The 21,466-nt window shown below is 70.9% G+C and carries 18 protein-coding genes; 9 read left to right on the top strand and 9 right to left on the bottom strand.

Annotation, left to right across the window (positions count from 1 at the left end):
- Nucleotides 1-30: 30 nt before the first annotated feature.
- From CMC5_RS10205 to CMC5_RS46445, 3 genes are all read right to left on the bottom strand, one after another.
- Nucleotides 31-1,545, bottom strand: coding sequence for a hypothetical protein (locus CMC5_RS10205; protein ID WP_050430221.1), 1,515 nt, complete (start codon nucleotides 1,543-1,545; stop codon nucleotides 31-33).
- Nucleotides 1,545-2,537 carry a tetratricopeptide repeat protein gene (locus CMC5_RS10200; RefSeq protein ID WP_050430220.1) on the bottom strand — a complete coding sequence of 331 codons (993 nt, stop codon included), beginning with the start codon at nucleotides 2,535-2,537 and terminating at the stop codon, nucleotides 1,545-1,547. Before CMC5_RS10200 ends, CMC5_RS10205 begins: the two co-directional genes overlap by 1 nt.
- Nucleotides 2,538-2,641: 104 nt before the next feature.
- The gene (locus CMC5_RS46445) at nucleotides 2,642-4,156 is read right to left on the bottom strand and encodes a serine/threonine-protein kinase (RefSeq protein ID WP_050430219.1); all 1,515 of its coding nucleotides are present in this window, start codon (nucleotides 4,154-4,156) and stop codon (nucleotides 2,642-2,644) included.
- A 295-nt stretch (nucleotides 4,157-4,451) separates the two neighbouring features.
- Here CMC5_RS46445 and CMC5_RS10190 point away from each other — a divergent pair, with 295 nt between their 5' ends.
- The 4 genes from CMC5_RS10190 to CMC5_RS10175 all read left to right on the top strand — a co-directional run bounded on the left by CMC5_RS10190 (nucleotide 4,452) and on the right by CMC5_RS10175 (nucleotide 7,776).
- Complete coding sequence (locus CMC5_RS10190; RefSeq protein WP_050430218.1) at nucleotides 4,452-5,819, top strand: metallophosphoesterase; 1,368 nt, start codon at nucleotides 4,452-4,454, stop codon at nucleotides 5,817-5,819.
- Nucleotides 5,820-5,927: 108 nt separating this feature from the next.
- On the top strand, nucleotides 5,928-6,380 hold the full coding sequence (locus CMC5_RS10185) for a glycine zipper domain-containing protein (RefSeq protein ID WP_218920249.1): 453 nt from the start codon (nucleotides 5,928-5,930) through the stop codon (nucleotides 6,378-6,380).
- 217 nt (nucleotides 6,381-6,597) lie between these two features.
- Nucleotides 6,598-6,924: a hypothetical protein gene (locus CMC5_RS10180; RefSeq protein ID WP_156338418.1), complete on the top strand. Its 327-nt coding sequence runs from the start codon at nucleotides 6,598-6,600 to the stop codon at nucleotides 6,922-6,924.
- Between the two features lie 102 nt (nucleotides 6,925-7,026).
- Complete coding sequence (locus CMC5_RS10175; RefSeq protein ID WP_050430215.1) at nucleotides 7,027-7,776, top strand: hypothetical protein; 750 nt, start codon at nucleotides 7,027-7,029, stop codon at nucleotides 7,774-7,776.
- Between the two features lie 21 nt (nucleotides 7,777-7,797).
- Here the strand turns inward: CMC5_RS10175 and CMC5_RS48410 are convergent, their stop codons facing one another.
- The 3 genes from CMC5_RS48410 to CMC5_RS44205 form a co-directional block, all read right to left on the bottom strand.
- The gene (locus CMC5_RS48410; RefSeq protein WP_050430214.1) at nucleotides 7,798-9,024 is read right to left on the bottom strand and encodes a hypothetical protein; all 1,227 of its coding nucleotides are present in this window, start codon (nucleotides 9,022-9,024) and stop codon (nucleotides 7,798-7,800) included.
- On the bottom strand, nucleotides 9,021-9,677 hold the full coding sequence (locus CMC5_RS10165) for an RNA polymerase sigma factor (RefSeq protein ID WP_169796503.1): 657 nt from the start codon (nucleotides 9,675-9,677) through the stop codon (nucleotides 9,021-9,023). The genes CMC5_RS48410 and CMC5_RS10165 overlap by 4 nt, the downstream gene beginning before the upstream one ends.
- Before the next feature lie 61 nt (nucleotides 9,678-9,738).
- Nucleotides 9,739-10,947, bottom strand: coding sequence for a hypothetical protein (locus CMC5_RS44205; protein WP_156338417.1), 1,209 nt, complete (start codon nucleotides 10,945-10,947; stop codon nucleotides 9,739-9,741).
- Between the two features lie 56 nt (nucleotides 10,948-11,003).
- Here CMC5_RS44205 and CMC5_RS10155 point away from each other — a divergent pair, with 56 nt between their 5' ends.
- Nucleotides 11,004-12,038, top strand: a complete 1,035-nt coding sequence (locus CMC5_RS10155; RefSeq protein ID WP_050430211.1) for a hypothetical protein — start codon at nucleotides 11,004-11,006, stop codon at nucleotides 12,036-12,038.
- Between the two features lie 36 nt (nucleotides 12,039-12,074).
- On the opposite strand, the gene CMC5_RS10150 is transcribed toward CMC5_RS10155, so the two are convergent.
- Nucleotides 12,075-12,503 carry a CBS domain-containing protein gene (locus tag CMC5_RS10150; RefSeq protein ID WP_050430210.1) on the bottom strand — a complete coding sequence of 143 codons (429 nt, stop codon included), beginning with the start codon at nucleotides 12,501-12,503 and terminating at the stop codon, nucleotides 12,075-12,077.
- Nucleotides 12,504-12,547: 44 nt separating this feature from the next.
- On the bottom strand, nucleotides 12,548-13,738 hold the full coding sequence (locus tag CMC5_RS10145) for a DUF2786 domain-containing protein (RefSeq protein ID WP_082363434.1): 1,191 nt from the start codon (nucleotides 13,736-13,738) through the stop codon (nucleotides 12,548-12,550).
- Nucleotides 13,739-14,288: 550 nt separating this feature from the next.
- Here CMC5_RS10145 and CMC5_RS10140 point away from each other — a divergent pair.
- From CMC5_RS10140 to CMC5_RS10130, 3 genes are read left to right on the top strand one after another with little or no spacing between them, the layout of a single operon-like run.
- A complete protein-coding gene (locus CMC5_RS10140; RefSeq protein ID WP_082362363.1) occupies nucleotides 14,289-16,346 on the top strand; it encodes a sulfatase-like hydrolase/transferase in 2,058 nt (685 codons plus the stop codon).
- The gene (locus CMC5_RS10135; protein ID WP_245678386.1) at nucleotides 16,343-18,358 is read left to right on the top strand and encodes a sulfatase-like hydrolase/transferase; all 2,016 of its coding nucleotides are present in this window, start codon (nucleotides 16,343-16,345) and stop codon (nucleotides 18,356-18,358) included. The genes CMC5_RS10140 and CMC5_RS10135 overlap by 4 nt, the downstream gene beginning before the upstream one ends.
- 7 nt (nucleotides 18,359-18,365) lie before the next feature.
- The gene (locus tag CMC5_RS10130) at nucleotides 18,366-19,562 is read left to right on the top strand and encodes a formimidoylglutamate deiminase (protein WP_156338416.1); all 1,197 of its coding nucleotides are present in this window, start codon (nucleotides 18,366-18,368) and stop codon (nucleotides 19,560-19,562) included.
- A 34-nt stretch (nucleotides 19,563-19,596) separates the two neighbouring features.
- Here the strand turns inward: CMC5_RS10130 and CMC5_RS10125 are convergent, their stop codons facing one another.
- Nucleotides 19,597-20,235: a hypothetical protein gene (locus CMC5_RS10125; RefSeq protein WP_050430209.1), complete on the bottom strand. Its 639-nt coding sequence runs from the start codon at nucleotides 20,233-20,235 to the stop codon at nucleotides 19,597-19,599.
- Between the two features lie 107 nt (nucleotides 20,236-20,342).
- Here CMC5_RS10125 and CMC5_RS44200 point away from each other — a divergent pair, with 107 nt between their 5' ends.
- Nucleotides 20,343-21,395 (top strand): hypothetical protein, encoded by a 1,053-nt coding sequence (locus CMC5_RS44200; RefSeq protein ID WP_156338415.1) that lies wholly within the window; start codon nucleotides 20,343-20,345, stop codon nucleotides 21,393-21,395.
- Nucleotides 21,396-21,466: the final 71 nt, after the last annotated feature.

Raw genomic sequence — 21,466 nt, 5'->3', positions numbered from 1 at the left:
CGCAAGAGGTCGAGGCATGCGGCGCAGACGTCAGGGCACGAACGAGACGAGCCACACGTCCCAGCCGTTGTCCTCCACGGAGATCGCGGCGTCGGTCCCCTTCAGCGTGAAGGGGTGGTTGGTCGGGCCGACCGCGTAGATCGGCGTCCCCGGCCCGCCTGCGACGTCGAGCGCGGACTGATCACCAGGCCCACCGATCGACGACGCCCAGCGCAACGGCCCCGGCCCATCATCGCTCGACGGCGTGAACTTGAAGACGAAGGCTTCTCGCCCCTCGCCTTGCTCCAAGCGTGGGCCGCCGTCCTCGGTCAGGTCCATGGAACTCCGGTGAGCACCGCACCAGAGGACGTGGCCCGCGCCATCGGACTCCAGCCGGAAGCCGATGTCGTCGGCCTCGCCGCCGTAGGCTCTCGCCCACTGGGGTGTACCGTCCTCGAGATCGTACGCTGCGAGGAAGGCGTCCTGCCCCTTCGCCGTGAGCGTCAGGGGATGAGCGGCGTCGCCGAACGGCACGTCCTTGCCCAGGAAGTATCCCGTCACGAGGACACGCTCGTCGGACTCGACGAGGACGTCGATGGGGAAGACGACGGAGTTGCTCCGCTGGGTCTGCGCCCACCGGAAATTCCCCTCGGGATCCAGCACGAACACGTAGCCGTTCGGATCGGCCATGCTGTCGAGAGGAGGCTGCTCGTCGTCATCGATGTCGAACGAGCCGTTGAAGGTGCCAGCGATCGCGATTTCACCTTCTGGGCCCACGTCCACGCCGACCGAGTGCGAGGGGCTCACGGAGAAGCGCTTGCTCCAGCGCACGTCCCCGTCTTGACCGAATTTCACGACGAAGAGGCGTCTGGCATCCGACGAGTCGAGACCCGCTCCAGCGTCGAGTCGACCCCGGAACCACCCCACCAGGACGATGGTGCCATCGGGTGCGACGGCGACGCTGTGGGCGACACTTTCACCAGCTCCGCTGAGGGGTACGGCCCAGATGGGGTTGCCGCTGGCATCGACCCTCGCGACGAACCCTTCCCAGTACACCCAATCGCCGCTCGAGATCACCTTCCCGCCGATGTCGACGTCCCACTTGAAGTTGCCGGCGAGGACGATCCCGTCCGTCGGGTGAAGGGCCATGTCGGCGAGGCGGTGGTCGATGCCCCCGCCGATCCCGATCGCCCACTGGTGTTCCAGCGAGGTGTCGAGCTGGAAGAGGTGGGTCTGACGCCGGTTGGTTTCGCCCAGCGTCGTGTCGCCGTAGGCCATCTGGCCGGAAGCATCGAGCGCGACGTAGACCTCACCGGACGGGCCCACGGTGACGCGCACCTCGTCCTGAGTCGCTTTGTTGCCGAACCAGAGGGCTCGGCTCGGTGCGCCGGGGCAAGGGGCATCGCACGAAGGGGTGCCGTCCGGAGGATCGACACCGTCCGATCCTTCACCCAGCGTCCGATCTCCGAAGTCGGCGCCGACGACGACGGCGCAGCCGCCGACCGCATGCAGGAGGCCAAGGCCAGTGACGAGCGCCACGCACGAGACGAGATGACGCATGCTCATCAGAACTGCCTCCACACGGACAGAGCCGCACCGCCTGGGAGAAACGTGGGACCGAACATCGTCGCCGACGAGGCGCCCGCGCCGCTCGTCGCGCCATCCGAGGAGGAGCCCTCGTCCGTCAGCACCAGGTAGACGCCAGCTCCGACGCCGAGCAGGCCAGCGACGAACGTCACCGTGCTGACGGTCGACAGGGTGCTCCCCGCGCTGGCGGCGTCGATGCCCTTCTGGCTCCTGCAGGTGCTCTCGTTGCACTCCTCGTCGACGATCGACTTCTTGCCGAGCACCAGCGCGCCCGTGATCAAGCTCGTCGTCAGGCTCGCAGCACCCACGCCACCCACGACGTAGCCCACCGTGGCGCGCGACGGCCAGGCGGACGACGGCTTCACCTCGACAGTCGCCTGCGTCTTCTGCTCGACCTCGTCCAGGGACACCGTGCGCGACTCGCCCGGGGCGAGGAGGATGCTGCGGCGGAGGGTCGGCTCGCCCGGAAGCTCCAGCTCGATCTGGTGCCTGCCAGCGTCGATGGGTACCTCGACGCCGAGCTCTTCGGGAGGCACCTCCTGCCCATCGCGGAGGACGCGGACGTCCGGGGGCGCGGTGCGCGGCAGCACCACCGTCAGGCGCGCCACCTGCGGCAGGATGGCAGCGACGCGCTCCCTGGCGAAGAGGATGCGCTCGTCGTGCGGAGGTAGCTTGTCGATCGCGGTGGTGAAGCTGTGCAGTGCGTGCGCGAGCTGGCCGACCTTCTCCTGGCAGAGGCCGAGGTTGAGCAAGGTGCCCGGCGCGGGCTCGATGCGGGCGCTCTCCTCGAAGCGTGGACAGGCGGTCGCGTAGTCTTCACGCGCCATGGCCACGCGGCCTTCGCGGAAGAGGGCCGCGGCGCGGGCGTCGGGTTTCGGGGGAGGAGCCGCGCTGGCGGTCGGTACCAGAGCGAACTGCACCGGAAACGAGAGGAGGAAGATGCCCGTCCAGACCCAGTTGCGATCGACCATGGGCAGAGCCAGAGATAACGCAACCGCACCCGCGGAGGGAACCGCTTCGGTGCAGTGATCGGTGCGGTGAGCCGAGGCCGAGGCCCTCGCCGCGGCGGACCGCTTCAGTACTGTGAGCTGAGGTCCGGGCCCTTCTTCGATGGGCGTCGGCGGGCCGTGGAGGCGCCGGTCGGCTGCGCTGCTGCAGGCGATGGCGCGATCCGCGCTGGCGCAGCGGCAGTCGACGGCGCGATCGTGGCGTTGTTCACGTGCACCGAGGGGGCGCTCTGGACCAGGTCGGCGGGCGAAGGTTTCGTCAGCGAGGCCTCGTCCACATCGGCTCCAGCGGCAGGAGGGGTCTCTCGCGGAGGCAGCTCGTCCGCGAGGACCGAGGAGAGCGCGGTGGGGATGGGAGCAGGAGGCGCCGTGGAGGGCTGGGCTTCGGTGGGGGATGCGGTGTCTCCACCGGGCTGGATCGCTTGCGCTGCAGGGGTCGCCTCCCGGGGCACCTGGGCGCCTTGCTGGAGATCCCGCGTCGCTGCCCAGTACACGCCTGCGCCGATCAGTGCGGCCGCGGGGATCAGCACCGCCGCGGCGAGCAGCGCGTTCCGCAGCGTGTGTCCGGTGCGACGCCCACCGTCGAGCCCTTCCGTGACCACGGGGAGATGGGTCCGCATCGCCACCTCTTGCTCGGTCGGTGTGAAGGGCTTCCCCACGGTCACGGGCATGGGCCAGCTCACGCTGGAGGTGGCGAGGTTCGGGATCGCGTCGCCGGTGGACACGGCCGCGGCGCGCACGGCTCGCTGCAAGGCGCGGATGTCCGGGAAGCGGCTGGTGCGCTCGAAGGCGAGCGCGCGATCGACCAGGGCCGCCACCAGGGGAGGCACCACGGCGAGGGTCGCGAGCGGAGGCGCCGGCTGCGTCATCGCGAGGAGCAGCACCTCGTTCGGCGTCTCCGCGCGGTGCACCTCGTGGCCTGCGAGGAGCGCGAACAGCGTCGCGCCCACGGCCCACTGATCGGTGAGGGCGTCGACGATGTCCCACCGCCCACGCGCTTGTTCCGGTGCCAGGAAGGCCGGCGTTCCCATGGCGACGCCGGCCTGGGTGGTGTGGCTGTCTTGCTGGACGACGCGAGCGATGCCGAAGTCGAGGACCTTCACCACGCCGGAGGTGGTGATGAACACGTTGTCGGGCTTCAGATCGCGGTGGACGATGCCCGCAGCGTGCGCGGCGATGAGCACGTCGAGAAGCTGGTCGGTCATGGCCAGCACCTCGCCGACGGGCATCCTGCCCCCGAAGCGCCTCGCTCTCGCGCCGACGGTTTCGCCCTCGAGCAGCTCCATCACGAGGAACACCGAGCCGTCCTCGGCCAGCTCGTCGTCGGTCACGGCGACCACCCCGGGGTGGTTCACCTTGTTGGCGACGTAGCCCTCGGTCAGGAAACGCGCGCGGATCTCCGAAACCGCGGACATCTCCGCGTGGAGCATCTTGATCGCCACCCGGTTGCCGTTCCGGTGCGTGGCGACGTAGACGGCGGCCATGCCGCCGATGCCCACCAGCCCATCCAGGCGGTACTTGCCCTTGAGGATGCGCCCGACGCGCCCACGTGCGCGGAGAAGAATTGGATCGGGGGCCGACATGGGTGGGAGAGCGTTCGGGAAGCGACGCGGACGCTCGGAGCGTAGACGAAAGCCGGAGGGGCCGGAAGGCGTCGCCGTCAGGGGCCACCAGGAGGCCGGATTTCGCGCCCGTGCAGGCGTTCCGGAGGGCCCCCCAGCCCCACGCGGAGGCCACCTGGGCCTCCGGGGAGGGCCGCCGGGCATCGACGGCCTCCTCTGTGAAGAAGTGTCGGTCTGCCGCGGTGGCGGGCCGTTCGACCGGCTCTTCGCGCCCTGCGTGGTAGGGTGGTGGCAACGCCCCGAAGGCGCCTTTGCCATGCAGTCGATCCAGTTCTCCGTCTTCGTCACCCTGCTGACCACGGCCGCGCTCGGGCTCGCTTTCTACGTGCAGCGACGCACGGCCAGCGCGTTTCGTCTGAGCCCCCGGGCGCGCACGATCCTCGGCGTCGCGCTCGCAGCGTGCATCCTCGCGCTCCCCCTCGGCCGGCTCGCGCGCGGTCTGTTCCCCGCCTCGGCGGCACGCGGGCTCTCGTCGGTGGGCTTCCTGCTGACGCTCTCGCTCTTGATCAGCGCGGTGTGTCTCGCCATCGCCGATCTCTTGCTCCTCGTCGTCCGGCTCGGCCGCAAAGCGCTGCAGCGCACCAGCGCAGCACGCACAGGCGAGCTGGCGGATGCGTCGACGGGCGAGGCCGCCGAGCTTCCGCGCGAACTGCCCGAGGTGACGGCACCCGACGCGGGCGCCAGCCCGGTGGCGTCGACCCCCGCAACGACGCCAGCGTCGGCCGAGCCCGTCCTGAAAGCTCCCGTCACGGTCGGGGACGCGCCCTCGCCGGGCGTCATGCCGCGCCGCGATTTCCTCTCGCAAGGGGCCGTCGGCGCGGCGCTCCTCGCGGGCGGTGGGACCTCGTTCTACGGCGCGTTCTTCGGTCGCTACGACTACGTCACCGAGGAGGTCGCCGTCCCCATCCCGGGCCTGCCACGCAGCCTCGATGGGTTCAGCATCCTCCAGCTCTCCGACATCCACTTCGGCCTCTACATCGGCGAGCGCGAGATCGCCGTGGCCGAGGAGCTGGTGCGCAAGGCGCGCGGTGATCTCGTGGTGCTCACCGGGGATCTGGTCGACCACGATCCTGCCTATGCCGATCTTCTCGGACACCTGGCGCGACGGCTCGGTCCGCTCACGCGCGGAGGCGTCACGGCGATCCCGGGCAACCACGATCACTTCACCGGCCTCGACCGCGTGATCGACGCGCTGGAGCGAGGTGGCGCATCGGTGCTGCGCAACCGCGGCCAGGTCATCGGAGACCGAGGCGGCTCGTTCGCCCTGCTCGGTGTCGACGACGTGTGGGCGCGGCGGCGGGTGCCCGGTGGCGGTCCGGATCTCGCACGCGCCCTCGCCGACGTGCCGCCGGATCTCGCGCGCATCCTGCTCTGTCACAACCCGGTGTTCTTCCCGGAGGCTGCGGGCGAGATCGCCCTCCAGCTCAGCGGTCACACCCACGGAGGCCAGGTGAACCCGCTGGTGCATCCTGGTTCCTGGGTGCTGCCGTATGGTTACGTGGAGGGGCTGTACCAGCGCGGTGCGTCGAGGCTCTACGTCAACCGCGGCTTCGGTGTCGCCGGGCCGCCAGCGCGCGTCGCGGCGCCCCCGGAACTGACGCGCATCGTCCTCGTCTCGGCCTGATCCGCCAGCGCAACGCGCACAAAGCGTCCACGCGCCACGCCTCGCTCGCAGGGACATGACGGGCGGGGTGGCACCTTCGTTGCCTTCTGCAGAGGCATGCACGGCAACATGACCCCGACGACCTCAGGGCTCTCCGACCAAGCGCCGCACGAGACGGTGCGCGCGCCCGACGCCCCTGACGAGGCACATCGTCCGGTGCAGATTCACCACACCCCGAGCGCTCCGGCCGCGCTGATGGAGGTGCTGACGGGTGCTGCTGCGGGCGCTGCGCTGGGCGCGATGATCGGTCCTCCAGGCATCGCGGTGGGCGCCATGGTGGGCGGTCTCGTCGGCGCGGCCGCCGAGGTGATGCTCGATCGGGACCGCGCTCGGGCCGCCCAGCATGAAGCCGAGCTGGACATGGACATCGGCGTGCTCGACGGGCACATCGGTGAAGCGCCGGCCAACCAGACGTCCCCCGTCGTCGCCGCCTACAACGCGGCCACGGTGACGCTGACGGGAGGGACCATGACGCCCGTCGAGCCCAGTGGAGGGCCGATCCAGAACGTCGACGCTGCCTGATCCTGCCCCCACCGCCATCGCGCGCGCAGGACCATGCTCGGCCGCATCCGATCCTCGCGCGCGCGCATCAACACCTCGACGACTGCGGGCACCACGAGGCCGATGTCGCCCAGCGCGGCGTGTGCGCCCTGCACCCAGCTCGCTCGCCGCGCCCGCGCACGGCGCGGTGACCCACCGACACATCGACATGGCACCGCACTTGCTCGACGAGGAAAGAATGGCCCTCGACGCTCCCGACGGACTCGGTGATCGGATCTCCCAGGTGGACTCGAGCTGGGGGCGCCCGGCGCGCGAGCCCCTCGAACCTCATCCGATCGAGCCTGAAGAGGCCGCTCCGGACGACGTGGACGACGCGCACCGACCGAAGGTGCCCCACGGCATCTCGGAGGCGGTCGCAGGCGCGGTCGCGGGCGCGGCACTCGGCACGCTCGCAGGCCCTCCCGGGATGCTCGCGGGCGCCATCCTGGGTGGCTTCGTCGGGGCGAGCATCGAGGTGGAGAGCAAGCCCGACGAGGACCGGGACGGTGACGAGCACGCTGCGTGACGTTCTGCACCGCTCGGCTGCAAGTTCACCCTGACTCCGGAACGCATCTCGACGGGTCGCGGTGGGTGGACAGGGGGCGGTGGTGATCACGATACTCCCCTCATGAATCAGCACGGATGGACCTTCGAGTCCCTGTTCCGCTGGGCCTGGCAGAGGGACTTCGGGACCACACCGGAGCAGAGCGTGCAGCGGTTCACCGATCAGGTCTCGGGCCGGTCGAGGTCATGCGATCTGTCGACGTCCCCCATGACGACGTCGCTCTCCGAGATGCTCGAGCGCTTCAAGGAGCACATCAAGAAGACGTGCCTCGAGCGCAACATCGACGCCCGCGCCGTCGCGGGGGCGATCGCGTGGGAGTACGAAGAGAACAAGCTGGGGCGTCACAGCGACTGGGTGCAGTACCACGCCCACCGCCTGGTCGGCGCCTCGGTCGGGAACGGCATCGGCTGGGGCAGCATCCACGACGACGTGGCGGCCCAGATGGATCCGATGGCGTCGCCGACGCGGCTCCAGTGCATGCGGCTGGAGGCGCAGAGCGCCATCGAGATGGTCGCTCGGCTGATGAGCGAGCAGGCCACGAACTACTTCGAGCTGACGGACGGAATCTGGATCCGCGACACGCCGGCCGTGCTCGCGCTCTTCTTCAACTCCAGCCCGGATACGCTGACGAGGAGCGCTGCAACGAGGAAGCCGCAAGCCGCAGCCTCGACCGACGGGACCATCACGCTGTCGGTGGCCGAGAACCCGATGGGGAGATGGGTGCAGAGGCACCTGTCACGGTTCGAAGACTTCCGCACGCTGCCCATCCCGCCCCGGGGGCGGCCCATCGTGCGGGTGCGCGTGCAGAGCTGACGTACGGCCGCGCGGTGGGCGTCAGGGGGAGAGCCCCAGGGTGCGCCGCAGGGTCTCCGTGAAGGGGCTCTCGGGATGCCGCGCGAGGAAGGCGTCGCCCCGCGTCTTCGCTTCGGCGCGCTGCCCGCTCGCCGCGAGCGCCTGGATCAGAACGACCTCGCGCTCCTGCCAGAAAACCCCCTTCCGGAAGCGGCCATGGCCTTCGAGGGCCATGGCGGCCGCGCGGGCCGGATCGGAACCGGAGAGTTTTCGGGTGGAGGCGAGATGCTCCATCTCCTCGCGGAGACGGGAGGCTTCGGTCTCTGCAGGAGCGCTCGCAGCGGCGTCGGCGGGCCGCGTGCCGTCCGCGGAGTCAGCGCCCGCGGAGCCCGTGGGGATGCGCGCGGGATCGGTCGGGGCGCCATGAGCCGAGACGGGTGAGGACGCTTCGACAGGACGTCGCGCCGGATCGGGCGTCGGGCTGGACGGTGGCTGGAGCGCGTTCTTCGCGGCTCCCTCTCGCTGGCTCGACGAGGACGGTCGCACCTCCGGCGAGGGCGCTCCAGGTGTCGTTGGCCCCTCGGGCTCCGCCAGCGAGGGGGGCAGGTGGGCGACGCGTTCGCTCGCGGCCTCCAGGTGCTGAGACGCGCTCACCTGCCCTGTCAGCGACCCGCCAGGGGAACTCACACGCAAGGCGATGCCCGTACCGAGCGCCCCGATCACCGCCAGGCCGACGATGAGCTTCGCGCCGAACAGGCTCCCACTGGTGGCCAGTCCAGGGATCGCGGCACTCCCTGCGAGCCCCGCGACTTCCGCTCCTCCAGCGAGGGCGCCTCCACCAGCGGTAGCGCCGCCAGCGGTAGCGCCGCCAGCGGTAGCGCCGCCAGCGGTAGCGCCGCCAGCGGTAGCGCCGCCAGCGGTAGCGCCGCCAGCGGTAGCGCCGCCAGCGGTAGCGCCGCCAGCGGTAGCGCCGCCTGTCCCTGCGCTCGCGACGCTGGCCGGATCCATCCCCAGGTCGGAAGCTGCCTTCGGCACCTCTCCCCCGCCAGCGCTGTCACCACCGGCGCGCTCTCCCCCGCCAGCACTGTCTCCATTTCCGTCAGGCCCCTCGTCGAGATCTCCAGCGCCATCCGCAAGGAGAGCCTCGAAGCGCGCGAGCCCCGCGGCCACGTCGTACTCGCCCGTGCTCGGCAGGGCAGCGCGCAGGTCGGCGCGCAGCGCGTCGGGCGCGTCGTCGTCATCCCAGAGGCGCGTCGGAAACTCGCTCACAGCTCACCTCCTGCTCCCGCACCTGCGCCAGCAGGGGGACGTTCGACCATCGATGGGCTTCGTACCAGGCGCTCGTGGGCCTTCTGAAACGCACGGCGTGCGGCGAACAAGCGTGAATGCACCGTGCCGATCGGGATGCCGAGCCCCTGGGCGATGTCGTCGCACGACTCGCCCATCATCTCGTAGAGGATGAACACCGCCCGCCGGTCCACGTCGACGCTGTCCAGCGCGCGCTGCACCCGCGACAGTGCGTCGCGATGCTCGGCGATCTCGTGGGGAGACTGCGAGGTCGCCACGGCGCGGTCGAGCGCGGCCTCGTCAGGGACCACCCGCCGGCGGCGTTCGGTGCGCTTGTGGGTCGACACGACGCGGAGGGCGATCTCCGCGAGCCAGGTCGTCGGCTTGGCTCCCCCCTCCTCGAAGCCGCCCCGTCGGTGCACGGTGAGAAAGACCTCCTGGACCACATCGTCGACCTCGGCCTTCGACACGCCGAGCCGCACCACGAAGGCCGCGACGAACGCCGCGTGCGCCCGGAACAGGGCGTCGGCCCTCACCCGACCAGGCGACGGCGGGGTCGCGCTCGGTGAAGGGGGTCGGGGAGATGCCTCCGGCTGCACGACCCCTGCATGGCCGGAGCGTCCGGTTTCCTTCACGTCGATCGATGCTCCTGGGCGTTTTTTTCTGGAGGCGCCCGCTGGCCCCGGTCCGGGCGCCTCAGAACGCGAGCGCCGGCCCCAGGTTCACCCCGATGCCGGCCAGAGGGAAGCGGCGCGCGGCGACCACCCCCCCCGCAGGGTCGAGGATCTGGAGCTCGGGCCGGAGGCCCGGGAAGAAGCCATCCACACTGACCAGGAGGCCCAGGGGGCGCATGAGCCACCAGGTCCCGTCGACACGCACGGCCGGAGAGATCCAGGGGGACACCGCGGTGCGGGGGTCGGGCACGGTGCCTCCCCGGGCGTTCACGGCGCCCGCGAGCATGCCGGCGCATGCGCGGAGGCGAAGGAGGGGTTTCGGTCGACCGGCCGCGCAGAAGTCGAGCCGCCCAGCGATGAGATCGGCGGTCGCGGTGCCCCCCAGCAGTTCCGCCGAGCCAGTCCCGGACACGAGCACCCCTGCGCGCAGCTCGAAGCGGCGCGAGAGCGCGAGCTCGGCCGAGGGGGAGATGCCGTAGGTGAGGCTCGGCAGGACGTTGACGAGCACGCCTCCTTCCAGAGTGATGCCGAACGAGAAGGGAGAGGGCTGACCTCGGCCTGGGACATCCCCTGGCAGAAAGCTGGGCCCCATGCCGCCAGGGCCGCTTCGTGGACCCCAGACGGGTGGCAGCGCCCCGAGAGGCTGCACGGACCAAGGGGCGCCCGCCAGCGGAGGGGAACCAGGTCCACCCGGCCCGCCAGGCATCATGGGAGAGGTCGCACCTGGGGCTCCTGGTCCGCCCGGGAGGAGTGGACCCGAGGAGGCCCCTCGGGGGTCGCTGCGGCCGATGCCGAGATCTTCCAGGAGGGTCGCGTCGATGGCGCTGGCGATCCCCAGACCGACCGCGGCGTGCAGATCCGCGCAGGCGGCGTCGAGGATCTCGAGCGTGCGCTGGCCGATCACGACGCCGTCACGGCGTACGACGAAACGGACGCCTTCGGAGGTGTCGCTCACCACGATGGCGAGCCGCGCGTCGAGCGCCTCCTTCTTCAGCCAGAAGCCGATGTGCTCGGCGAGCCTCCTCGCTTCGAGGCAAGGGCTGGAGCCGAGCTGGATGGCCGCCTCCAGGGGTCGCGTGGCGTCGTCCGCGGCGGCGCTGCTGCTCCAGAGGAAGGAGGAGGCCAGGGCGAGGATCCCTGGGACCAGGGCGCGACGCACATCAGGGAGGCCGGAGAACTTTTTCGCCAAGGCGCTGCACATTTCGTGAAGCCCCTCGGGGCCACCGGCCATGAAGGGGCATGCTAAGCCGATCGGGTTCTTGGAAGCATCTTCTTACCGTAAGTGCCGTGCTGTCGCTGTTCGCCTCCGCATGTCTCGAGCCCACCGTGATCGGGGGTGCGCACGGCGAAGGGGGCGGCACCGGAGGCAACACGCCAGGTGACGTCTTCCCGAGCGGTGTCGCGCTCCTTCCCCACGAGCTGCCCGGCTCCGGGGAGAGCACCACCACCAGCGTGGGGAGCACCGGCACGGGCAGCGGCCCGGTCGTCGGCGATCCGGAGACGCTCTTCGTTTTCATCAGCTCGCTGGGCGCGTCGTGCGGCAACCCCTACGCGCTGGGAGGCCCGGGCTGCGACACTGGCTGGCTGCTCCACTTCCAGCTCCCCGTCGCCTACCAGACCCCGGGGATCTACGATCTGCTGGATCCGCAGCTCCAGGCCTTCGTCTCGATGGAGCAAGCCGATCCGAACACGAACACCTGCATGGGCGGCGGAGGCTCCGGGCTCACGGGAACGATCGAGGTCCTGAGCGTCGACGACGACATCATCCATGTGCGGGTGAGCGGGACGTCGGATCCGACCTTCGGCATCCTGGACGGGGACTACCAGGTCGCCCGCTGCGCATCGAATCCCACCGAGCCGCTCCCTGAACGTCTCATGGAAGCGCTCGCCCTGCGCGGAGACCAGTTCCCTCCCTTCAACGGCGGCGGCAGCAGCAGCAGTGGAAGCACCACCACGGGCGGCGGCGGCCTCGATCCCGACACGCTCTTCGTGCTCATCGGGACGAACGGCGCCACCTGCGCCGATCCTTACGGCGGCGACGAGCAGTGCCTGTTGAAGGAATGGCGCGTGAGCGTCGGCTTGCCGCTCGCTTACCAGACGCCCGGTGTGTACTCGCTGTCCGATCCCAACCTCACCGCGCACTTCAGCGAGCAGTCCCCCGGTGGCGCGCCCGGCGTCTGCTCGGGCGGTGGTGGCTCGTTCATGGAAGGGACGGTCGAGGTGGTGAGCATCGACAACCAGCAGCTCGTCGTCCGGTTCGCCGACGTGTGGAACTTCTCCGACGCGCTGGAGCAAGACATCCAGGTGTCGCGCTGCCCCTGACCCCTGCCTCGGCGCCCGACGCCACCCCCTCGATCGTCACCGGCTCTCGGTCGCGTCCACGTTCTCGCGGATGCCCGCCCCCAGATCGGCGAGCTCCTGCGAGAGCAGCGAGATGAGGTCGTCGGCGGTCACGATCCCCGTCACCTTGCCGGCGGCGTCCACGATGGGCAGCCGCCGCACGCACCGCTCTCGCATCATCACCAGCGCCGTCTCGATGCTGTCCTCCCGGGCCAGCGTGGCAGGGTGGTAGGTCACCACGTCCTCCATGCACGTCCGGGAAGGGTCGAGCCCCTCGGCCATCACCCGCAGCACCAGGTCCCGATCGGTGACGATGCCGATGACGCGCTCCTCGCGCACCACCACCACGCAGCCGACGTGGAAGTCGCGCATCCGGCGGGCCACGGAGACGACGTCATCCGTCAGCTCGGCCACGATGGCCCCTCGTTCGAAGCGGCTCAGGGACATGCCGCCGAGTATCGCACGGCTCGGCCGCGCCTCACGCCGCCTCCTCAGCCGCGCTTCGGGGGCAGGAGCATGCTCCCCCGCCGCCCCTCGCCTTCCAGGGGACGCCGCAGCTCGATCTGCCGCCCCGCCGCGCGCCCGTGGGCGTGGGCCTCGGTGCGCTGGTTGCCACTGTGGCGCACGTGGTGCACCCGCGGGTAGCGCGCCCGGTAGTAGTCGGACAGGTCGGCATCCTGGACCCAGACCAGGCCCTTCTCGATCTCGCGCTTCCGCTCGGCGTTCAGCTTCTCCAGGAAGCCGAGCATCACCCCGGCCGTGAACGTGCGGCGATCCCGGTTCGCCTGGATCCCGTTCGCCCGCTTGTGCGCGAGCCAGAGCTGCTCGGCCGTGTGGTGCAGGAAGGCATGGACGTAAGCCGCCATCTCCAGGTTCGCCGTGGTCCCGCAGATCTCCAGGACGCTGCCGCGCTTGCCCTCCAGCGGCAGGTACATCGGCGTCCAGATCGCCTCGACGAAGAAGTGCTTCACGAGGATGCCGCCCACGATCCGCTCGCTCTCGGTCACCCGGCCGGTCGGTTTGCCGACGTGACGGAAGCCGTAGCGACGCACGGCGCGCGTCTGGGCGAGGTCGAGGTTGTACTTGAGCATCAGCCGCTGCGCTGCGGCCATGGCCGCCTCGGCCTCGTGGACGTTCGCGCTCTCGGCGAGCGCCATGAGCCGCGAGATGCGTTCGAGGACGCGGTTCTCCTCCGGGGTCGAGACGGCGGTGGGCATGCCCGCGGCCACGGCGTCGATGCCGAGCGTCTCGCAGACCTCGCGGAACCTGGGACCATGCGCGGTCTCGTGGGTGACCTTCAGCACCTCGTAGACGTACTGGTGCGCCATCTCGTGCTTGAGCACCTCGACCACCACGCCCCAGGGCTGCTCCAGCACCAGGCGCCGGCCGATCTCGATCAAGCGCGCGTCCGCCACCCAGCGGCCGAGCCGACCTGCGGTGTCCGAGAGGGCGATCACCGCAGGCTGGAGCTTGCGGCGGAAGTGGCTGTAGTTGAGCGCGTGGTAGGTCTCGAGCAGCTCGCGCAAGAGGGCAGCCTCGAGCTCGGCGGAGAGCTTCGCAACGTCCGCGGTATCGGGCGGAGAGGGGCGCTCGGCAGCGGGGCCTTCCGACGCGGAGGCCGGAGGCGGTGAGGGCGCCGTGGCCGTCGAGGTCGCGCGTTCTGGTGAGGGTGCTGCAGTCATCGAGGGAGAAGGCGCCGGTGCAGGCGGTGCGTCGGCCGACCTGGCAAGTGGTTCCACAGGCCCGGGCGTCGCGGCGGCGAGAGGGAGCGAGAGCTGCTGGGGCATGGGACTCCCGGGTCCTAGCGCAGGCCAACTCGACCCGTCGAAGGATTTGTCGGCCAGAGAAACGGACCCATCGACGCCGAAGAGCGTGCTCGTCTTTGCCGACGGTGGATGGCTGACACGGTGGATGGATTCCACCACGGCACACAGCGGGGTGCCCAAGGCGATGCGCCTCTGCCGTGACGATGCGCCTCTGCCGTACCGACGGGACCCGTTCGACCCCAAGGTCACGGGCTGGAAGGCGGTCGATCAGGGCCGGTGCAGGAGAAGCTCTTCAGGGCATCGGTGACAGGCGGGTGACGGCCAGGTTCCAGAGAGGGAGAATCCTGGCTAGGCTTGCGCCCCCGACGTGCGAACCGACGTACCCACCTCGCAACCACCGGACGATCCGCCCCCCTCCGCTCCCCGGAGTGGTCCGGGCGGAAGGACGGCGGCACGCCTTCGGGGGATGGCGCGCGCTCGCCGGGTGCTCGCGGTGGTGGTGTTGCTGCTTCCGGCCCTGCTGGTGGTGGCGCTCGACGCGCACCTGCGCGCCGACCGGCTGCTGGAGCTCGGTGGGATCCACGTGGCGAGCTACGTCGGGGCGGTGATCGAGAGCGCGGTGCTGTGGGGGCTCTTGCTCTATGCCGCGTCGAGTCGGCGGGGGGTGCTGCGCTGGGCGGCCGGTGGGCTGTTCATCGGTTTCGCGGCGCTGGCGGTGGGCGGGCAGCTCTATTTCCACCGGCAATACGCGACCTACCTGAACCTGGACGCCACCTTGTTCGGCACCTCGCTCGCCGAGAGCTTGTTCAGTCAGCTCGAAGCCGACGGGAAGAACTTCCTCCAGTCGATGTTGCTGCCAGCGACGGCCGCGGCCGTGCTGCTCTGGGCGGGGCGCCGCGTGGTGCGCCCCCGCGGCACGACGACGACGCGTGTCGCTGGCGTCGGCGCGCTGGTCGCGGCGGTGGCGGTGTTCTTCGTGCCCTGCTCCTACCGCAAGGTGCAGGCGTCCACGCCCGACGTGATCTACTTCCACGCGGTCGGCGGGCTGATGAAGGAGATGGCCGGCGTCGGCTCCTCGGCCCAGATCCGGCCAGGGTTGCGGACGCCCCCCGCGCTGCCGGTCACCACGCCGCGCCAGGCTGCGCCGCGGAACGTGCTGTTCATCCTGACCGAGAGCGTGCGCGCCGACGTGGCCTGCTCCACACCGGGTGGAGACGCAGGCCACGCCGCGCTGCAAAAGCCCGGCGCGAACGGCGCGGATCTCGCTGGATGCCGCGCCACGCCGCAGGTGGACGCGGCACTACCCCATCGCCTGCCGCTGACGCAGATGCGCTCGAACGCCTCCACGACGGCGATTGGCCTCGCGGTGCTCTGGTCCGGGCTCCAGCCCGTGGCTTCGCGCGAGGACCTCCACGGCTACCCGCTGCTCTTCGACTATGCGCGGAGCGCCGGGTTCGACGCCGCGTACTGGACGAGCCACCACATGATGTTCGCGAACTCGCGGCTCTATGTGCAGGACCTGCCGACCTCGCACCAGTGCGGCGCGACGGAGCTGGACCCGGTGGCGGACATCGATCTCGGCGCCGATGACCGGCTGCTCGTCGACCGGGTGGCCGCGGAACTGCCGCGCCTGCACGAGCCGTTCTTCGCGGTCGCGCACTTCGGCAACACCCACGTGCCGTACCTGGAGGACCCGGCGGACGCCCCCTTCCAGCCCTCGACCACCAGCAAGGCGCCCCAGGACAACGAGGGCTACCGGAACCTCTACCTGAACGCCGTGCACCGGCAGGACAAGGCCATCGCCTCGCTGATCGAGTCGGTGCGGAGCGCGCCGTTCGGTGACCGCACGGTCATCGTCTTCACCTCGGATCACGGCGAGGCGTTCCGCGAGCATGGCCAGCTCGGCCACACGGGCGCGGTGCTCGACGAGGAGATCCGGGTGCCCGCGTGGATCGATGCCCCCGAGGGGACCTTGCGCGCGGACGAGGCGCGCTCGCTCCGGACGGCGCGTGACGAGCTGGTGTTCCACACCGACGTGACCCCGACGGTGCTCGATCTGCTCGGCCTCTGGGACGAGCCCGCGCTCGCGGACTACCGCGAGGCGATGATCGGCCGCAGCCTGCTCCGACCCCTGGGCGGTCCGGCCACGGTGACGCTCACCAACTGCACGGGCATCTGGGGCTGCGCGTTCCGCAACTGGGGCATGATGCGCGGCTCGCGCAAGCTGGAAGCGCGCGAGTGGGATCGCACCTGGCACTGCTACGACGTGCTCGACGATCCGCGCGAGGAGCGCGATCTGGGTCCGGAAGCGTGCGGTGATCTCACGACGCTCGCCAACGGCATCTTCGGGGGTCCGCCCGGCAGCGAAGCCGCGCTGCCGATGCCGCGAGACCCTGGCGCGGCGGCACTCCAGAAGAAGCCGCTGCCCCCGACCGCGCTCCAGGGCGACGGGCGGGACCCCGAGGTGCAGCCACCTCGCCCCGCGGAGCCGAGCGGCAGGCGCAAGGGCCACCTCCCCCCGTGAAGTCCCCGAGCGACCCGTCCGTGGGTCGGCGCCGTCTCCCGGGCATCGCGATCCTGCTGGCACCGGGCTTGTTCGTCCTCGTCTCGGACGTGGTGCGAAGGTGGGGTCAGATCGTGACCTTCGATCGCCCGCACGCCCTCGGCTACGCCGCCTCCGCCGTGGGTTCGCTGCTCTTCTGGGCGCTCTTGCTCCACGCCGCCTCTCCCCGCGCAGAGCCCGAAGGAGAGGCAGCGCTCACGGGCTCTCCGCGCTCGACGTCCACGAAGCCCCCGACGCCCACGAAGCGCCCCCTGCTCGGCGCGCGCATCCGGCGGGCGCTCACCGCGGCGCGCCACCCGCTCGGCGCCCTCTTCGTCCTGCTCTTCACCCTCTCCATGGGCGTGCAGGCCGGCTACCACGGCTTCTACAACCTCTACTGCTCCCGCGACTCGCAGATCCACTCCGCGTCCCTCCCCTGGTCGCTGGTCTGCACGCTGCCCCTCTCTCGCCCCGCCGTGCTCCTTCACCTCGCCCTCGCGCTGGGCCTCGCCCTCGTCGCGCTACGGCTCGCGCGTCGCTGGGTGCAGCCCGGCTTCGCCGCGTGGGCGGTGAGCACCGCGCTGACGCCCCTCGCCTTCTGGGGCATCGCCGTGATCCCCGTCAGCTACCGCCTCTGGCAGTCGTCGATGCCCGACCAGATCTACGTCCACGGCCTCGTGGCCACGACGAAGGAGCAGCTCGGCATCACCAACGACTCCCCGGACCGCCGCGTCCAGCGCCGCCGCCCGGAGAAGGTGCCGCCCCTCTCGGCCCGCCCCGCGCGCCCCCGCAACGTGCTCCTCATCCTCCAGGAGAGCCAGCGCTTCGACGTCACGTGCGTGGACCCCGAGCTGCCCTGCGACCAAGCCACGCCATTCACCCACCGCGCCATGCCCGATCGCTTGCCGCTGCTCCAGGCCCGCGCGCACGCCTCGACCACGGCCATCTCCATCTCGAACCTCTGGAGCGGCGTCTCCCCCACCGAGCGCTTCGACACGCTCCACACCGCGCCGCTCCTCTGGGAGTACGCCCACGCTGCCGGCTGGGACACCGCCTACTGGACCAGCCAGCACATCGAGTTCGGCAACATGCGCCTGTACCTCCAGGACATCCCCGTCTCCCACCGGGCCGCGGCAGCCAACCTCGATCCCCGCGCCGACCTGGACTACGGCGCATACGATCGCCTGCTCACCGACCGCGCAATCCAGGAGATCGGCGAGCTGCGTGAGCCCTTCCTCGCCGTCGCGCACTACTCGAACATCCACTACCCCTACGTGGCCGATCCTGCGCATTCCCCGTTCCAGCCCAGCGAGATGAACAAGGCGCCGGAGAAGAACGAGCGCTTCCGCAACCACTACCGGAACGTCGTGTACCTCTCGGACCTGGCGGTGGGGCGCCTCGTCGATCACCTCCGCGCGACGGACGCGGGCAAGCGCACGGTGATCGTCTACACCTCCGACCACGGCGAGTCGTTCCGCGAGCACTGGCAGCTCGGGCACACCAGCTCACTCTACGAGGAGGAGATCCGCGTGCCCACCTGGGTCGATGCACCCGAGGGCACGCTCTCCCCCGACGAAGAGGCGAGCCTCCGCAGCGCCAGGACGGACTTCGTGTGGCACCTCGACCTGGCGACCACGCTGCTCGATCTGCTCGGCGTGTGGGACGACCCGGCGTTCGCCCCCTTCCGCGCCCGGATGCCCGGGTTGCCCGTGACGCGGCCCGCGCGCACGGTGGGGCCGATGCCGCTCACCAACTGCACCTGGGTCTGGGAGTGCGAGTTCAGGAACTGGGGCATGATGCAGGGCCCGATGAAGATCGAGGCGCGCGAGTGGGACGGCGAGTTCCACTGCTTCAACGTGCTGAACGACCCGGACGAGGTCGTGAACCTGGGCGAGTCGGCCTGCGCGCCGCTGCCCGATCTGGCGCGAGCGCTGTTCCACGAGATGCCGGTGGTGACCCCTCCCGGGCGGCCGGTGGTGAACTGGGGAAAGTGAGACGAGCATGATCCGAACGACCGAGCGCGGTGTGACCTTGCCCGCCCTGGCGAGCGCGCACTCGCACGCCTTCCAGCGGGGGATGCGCGGCGAAGCCCAGCGCCCCGGAGCGGACGACAAGGACGACTTCTGGTCCTGGCGAACGGCGATGTACGCCCTCGCCGACGGGCTGACGCCGGAGTCGATCCACGAGATCTCCCTCGTGGCCTACCGCGAGCTGCGCGACGCCGGCGTGCGGACCGTCGGGGAGTTCCACTACGTGCACCACCAGCCCGGAGGCACGCCGTACGCCGACCGCACGGTGCTCGCCGACGCCGTGATCCAGGCCGCACGTGACGCCGGGATCCGCATCGCTCTCCTGCGGGTCATCTATGCGCGGGCGGGCGCCGGGAGGGCTCCCGAGGGCGCGCAGCGACGGTTCTGCGATCCCACCCTGGAGGCGGCAATCGCCGACGTGGAGGCCCTCCGCGCGCGCTACGCGGGCGCCGAGGACGTGGTGATCGGCGTGGCCCCCCACAGCGTGCGCGCCGTGCCCCCGGACTGGCTCCCCGAGATCGCGGCCTACGCGGGCCGACACGGGCTTCCCCTCCACATGCACGTCGCCGAGCAGCCGGCCGAGATCACCGCCTGCCTCGCAGAGACGGGCCGGAGGCCGGTGGAGTTGCTCGCCGAGCGGGGCGTGCTGTCCCCTCGCTTCGTCGCCGTGCACGCCACGCACCTCGCCCCGCACGAGCCTGCCCTGCTCGGACAGGCGGGGTCCTTCGCCTGCCTGTGCCCGACGACCGAGCGGGATCTCGGCGACGGCTTGCCTGACGTGACGGCCCTCCGGGCAGCGGGCGTGCGCCTCTGCACGGGCGTGGACAGCCATGTGATGACCGATCCCTTCGAAGACATGCGCGCGGTGGAGCTGGGCGAGCGCTTGCGCACGGGGCGGCGGGTGACACTGCGAGCACCGAGTGCGGGGCACGGCGAGCGCGGGGAGAATGAGGGAAGAGCGAGCGAAGGACTCGAGGGCGAAGTATGGTCACCAGCCGGAGCGCTGTGGCACATCGGATCGCAGCTCGGCGCCGAAGCCTGCGGATTCGCGGACGCTGGGGGAACGATCACCCTCGACCGCACGGCACCTCAGCTCGCCCTGGTGCGCGAGGAGCGCCTGCTCGACGCCATCGTGTTCAGCGGAAGCCCGGCGCTCGTCGGGCGCTGACCCGATCACGCGCTGAGCGCACAGGGCGGTCCCGTCACCGGCTCAGCCGGCGCGGACTCCGCGGCGTATCCAGCCGCTTGCGGCGCACCTCCCACAGCATGTCGAAGACCACCCGCGCGTCACGGATGCCCACGAAGCTCGGCGGATCCAGCCCGCGCATCCCGGGCCAGCTCGGCGCGCCGGCCTCCCCCTCTTCCACCCCGAACGAGATCGTCCCTCGGGCCCACAGCTCCTCGCGCAGCGCGATCGGCATCGGCGTACCCAGCTCGATCGACGTCACCTGCGCCCCCGCGCTCTCCAGGATCAGCGCACGCCGATCGGTCAGCGCGTAAAGCGTCCGCGCCCTCCGCAGCGCATCCACGAGGTAACGCCCGACCACGAGGTGGAAGGCGAGGAGCCCGCTCGTCACCCCCACCACGTGGAACCAGAGCGGCCCATGGAACAGGACCAGCATCGCCTCCCAGATGAGCGCGAACGCGCTGCACACGAGCCCGAACGGGAGCAAGTAGGCGTCAGCCGACGACAATCGCAGCCCCTGCCTGGGCTTGCCGGCCCAGAGGAGCTGCTCACCCGGATCCAGGTCACGCTCGACGGCGCTCCAGATCCTGCGATCCCCGTGGCGGGGGAGCGAGAGGGCCTCGCGGTAAGGCCCGGTCGGGAGATGGCGACCCATCCAGGAAGTGTAGGGTCTGCCTGGGCCTCGAGCAGCCGCAGGCGAACCTGCCCGACCACGGTTCCCCCGCTTGCCCGTGGTGCCCGTGTCCAGTATCCCGAAGATCCATGCGTCCCCCGCGTTTGCCCTCCACCCTGCTCGTCCTGGGATCGGTGATCCTGGCCCAGCCGACCCTCGCCCAGACCCCTTCACCCGGGCTCGCATCACCGGAGCAAGCGCCCTCACCTCCCCCCCCCGCACCTCCGTCTCCTCCCACGCCGTCGAAGCCCCCGACGCCGCCGATCCCTTCGGCGCCGCCAGCTCCTCCCGCACCGACGCCAGCGCCCACACCGACGCCGCCGACGCCTCCCACACCGCCGGTCCCGGCACCGACGCCAGGCCCTGCACCGGCGCCCGATCCCTCCAAGCCCACGCCGCCGACGCCCCCTGGGCCGTCCACGCCGAAGCCCACACCGCCGACGCCCCCTGGACCGTCCACGCCGAACCCCACGCCGCCGGCGCCCCCCGCGCCACCCGGCCCGCCGTCGCCTCACCCGCCCGGCCCTCCCGGTCCGCCCCCTGCGCCGATGCCCACGCCTCCCACGCCGCCTGCGCCGCCTCCGGTGAAGAAGGGGACGCCGCGTGTGCACATCGACGCCGACCGCCCTGGCGTCCGCTTGCTGCGCATCGACGGCGTGATCTCCGACCGAGAAGGCGAGGCCCTCCTCGTCCGGACGGCCTGCGAGGCGCCTTGCAACCGCGTCGTCGAAGGCAAGAAGGGGCAGAGCTTCTTCGTTGGCGCGCCGGGGATGATCCCTTCGCGCGGCTTCGGCTTGGAGGACTACCAGGACGACGTCACCGTCCGCGTGGACGGCGGCAGCATGGCCGCGCGCCAGATCGGCTACCTCGCCAGCGCCCTCGGCGGCGTCGCCATGGCAGGCGGCGGCATCATGCTCGCCTACGGCTACGGAGGCAGCGACAGCCGGCTGAGCAATGGCAGGATCGTCGAAGGCCGCAATGAGGCCCTCACGACGGGCGGCTTCATCACGCTGGGCGCAGGCGCTGCGGTCCTCGCGACCGGCATCGTGCTCGCCGTGACGAACAGCACCAGCATCGAGATCGTCCCCACCACGCAGCGCTCGACGGGCCTGAAGTTCGAGCGCGGCCACTTCGTTTTCTGATCCACACGGCAGGGGCACGCGCCCCCGCCGCCCCGCCGAGCCAAGGGCACCGCCCTCGACCGCACGAGCCG

Source organism: Chondromyces crocatus, from assembly GCF_001189295.1.
Classification (GTDB): Bacteria; Myxococcota_A; Polyangia; order Polyangiales; family Polyangiaceae; genus Chondromyces; species Chondromyces crocatus.
Note: the sequence above shows the minus strand (reverse complement) of the source record. Positions and strands in the feature narration are given on the sequence as shown.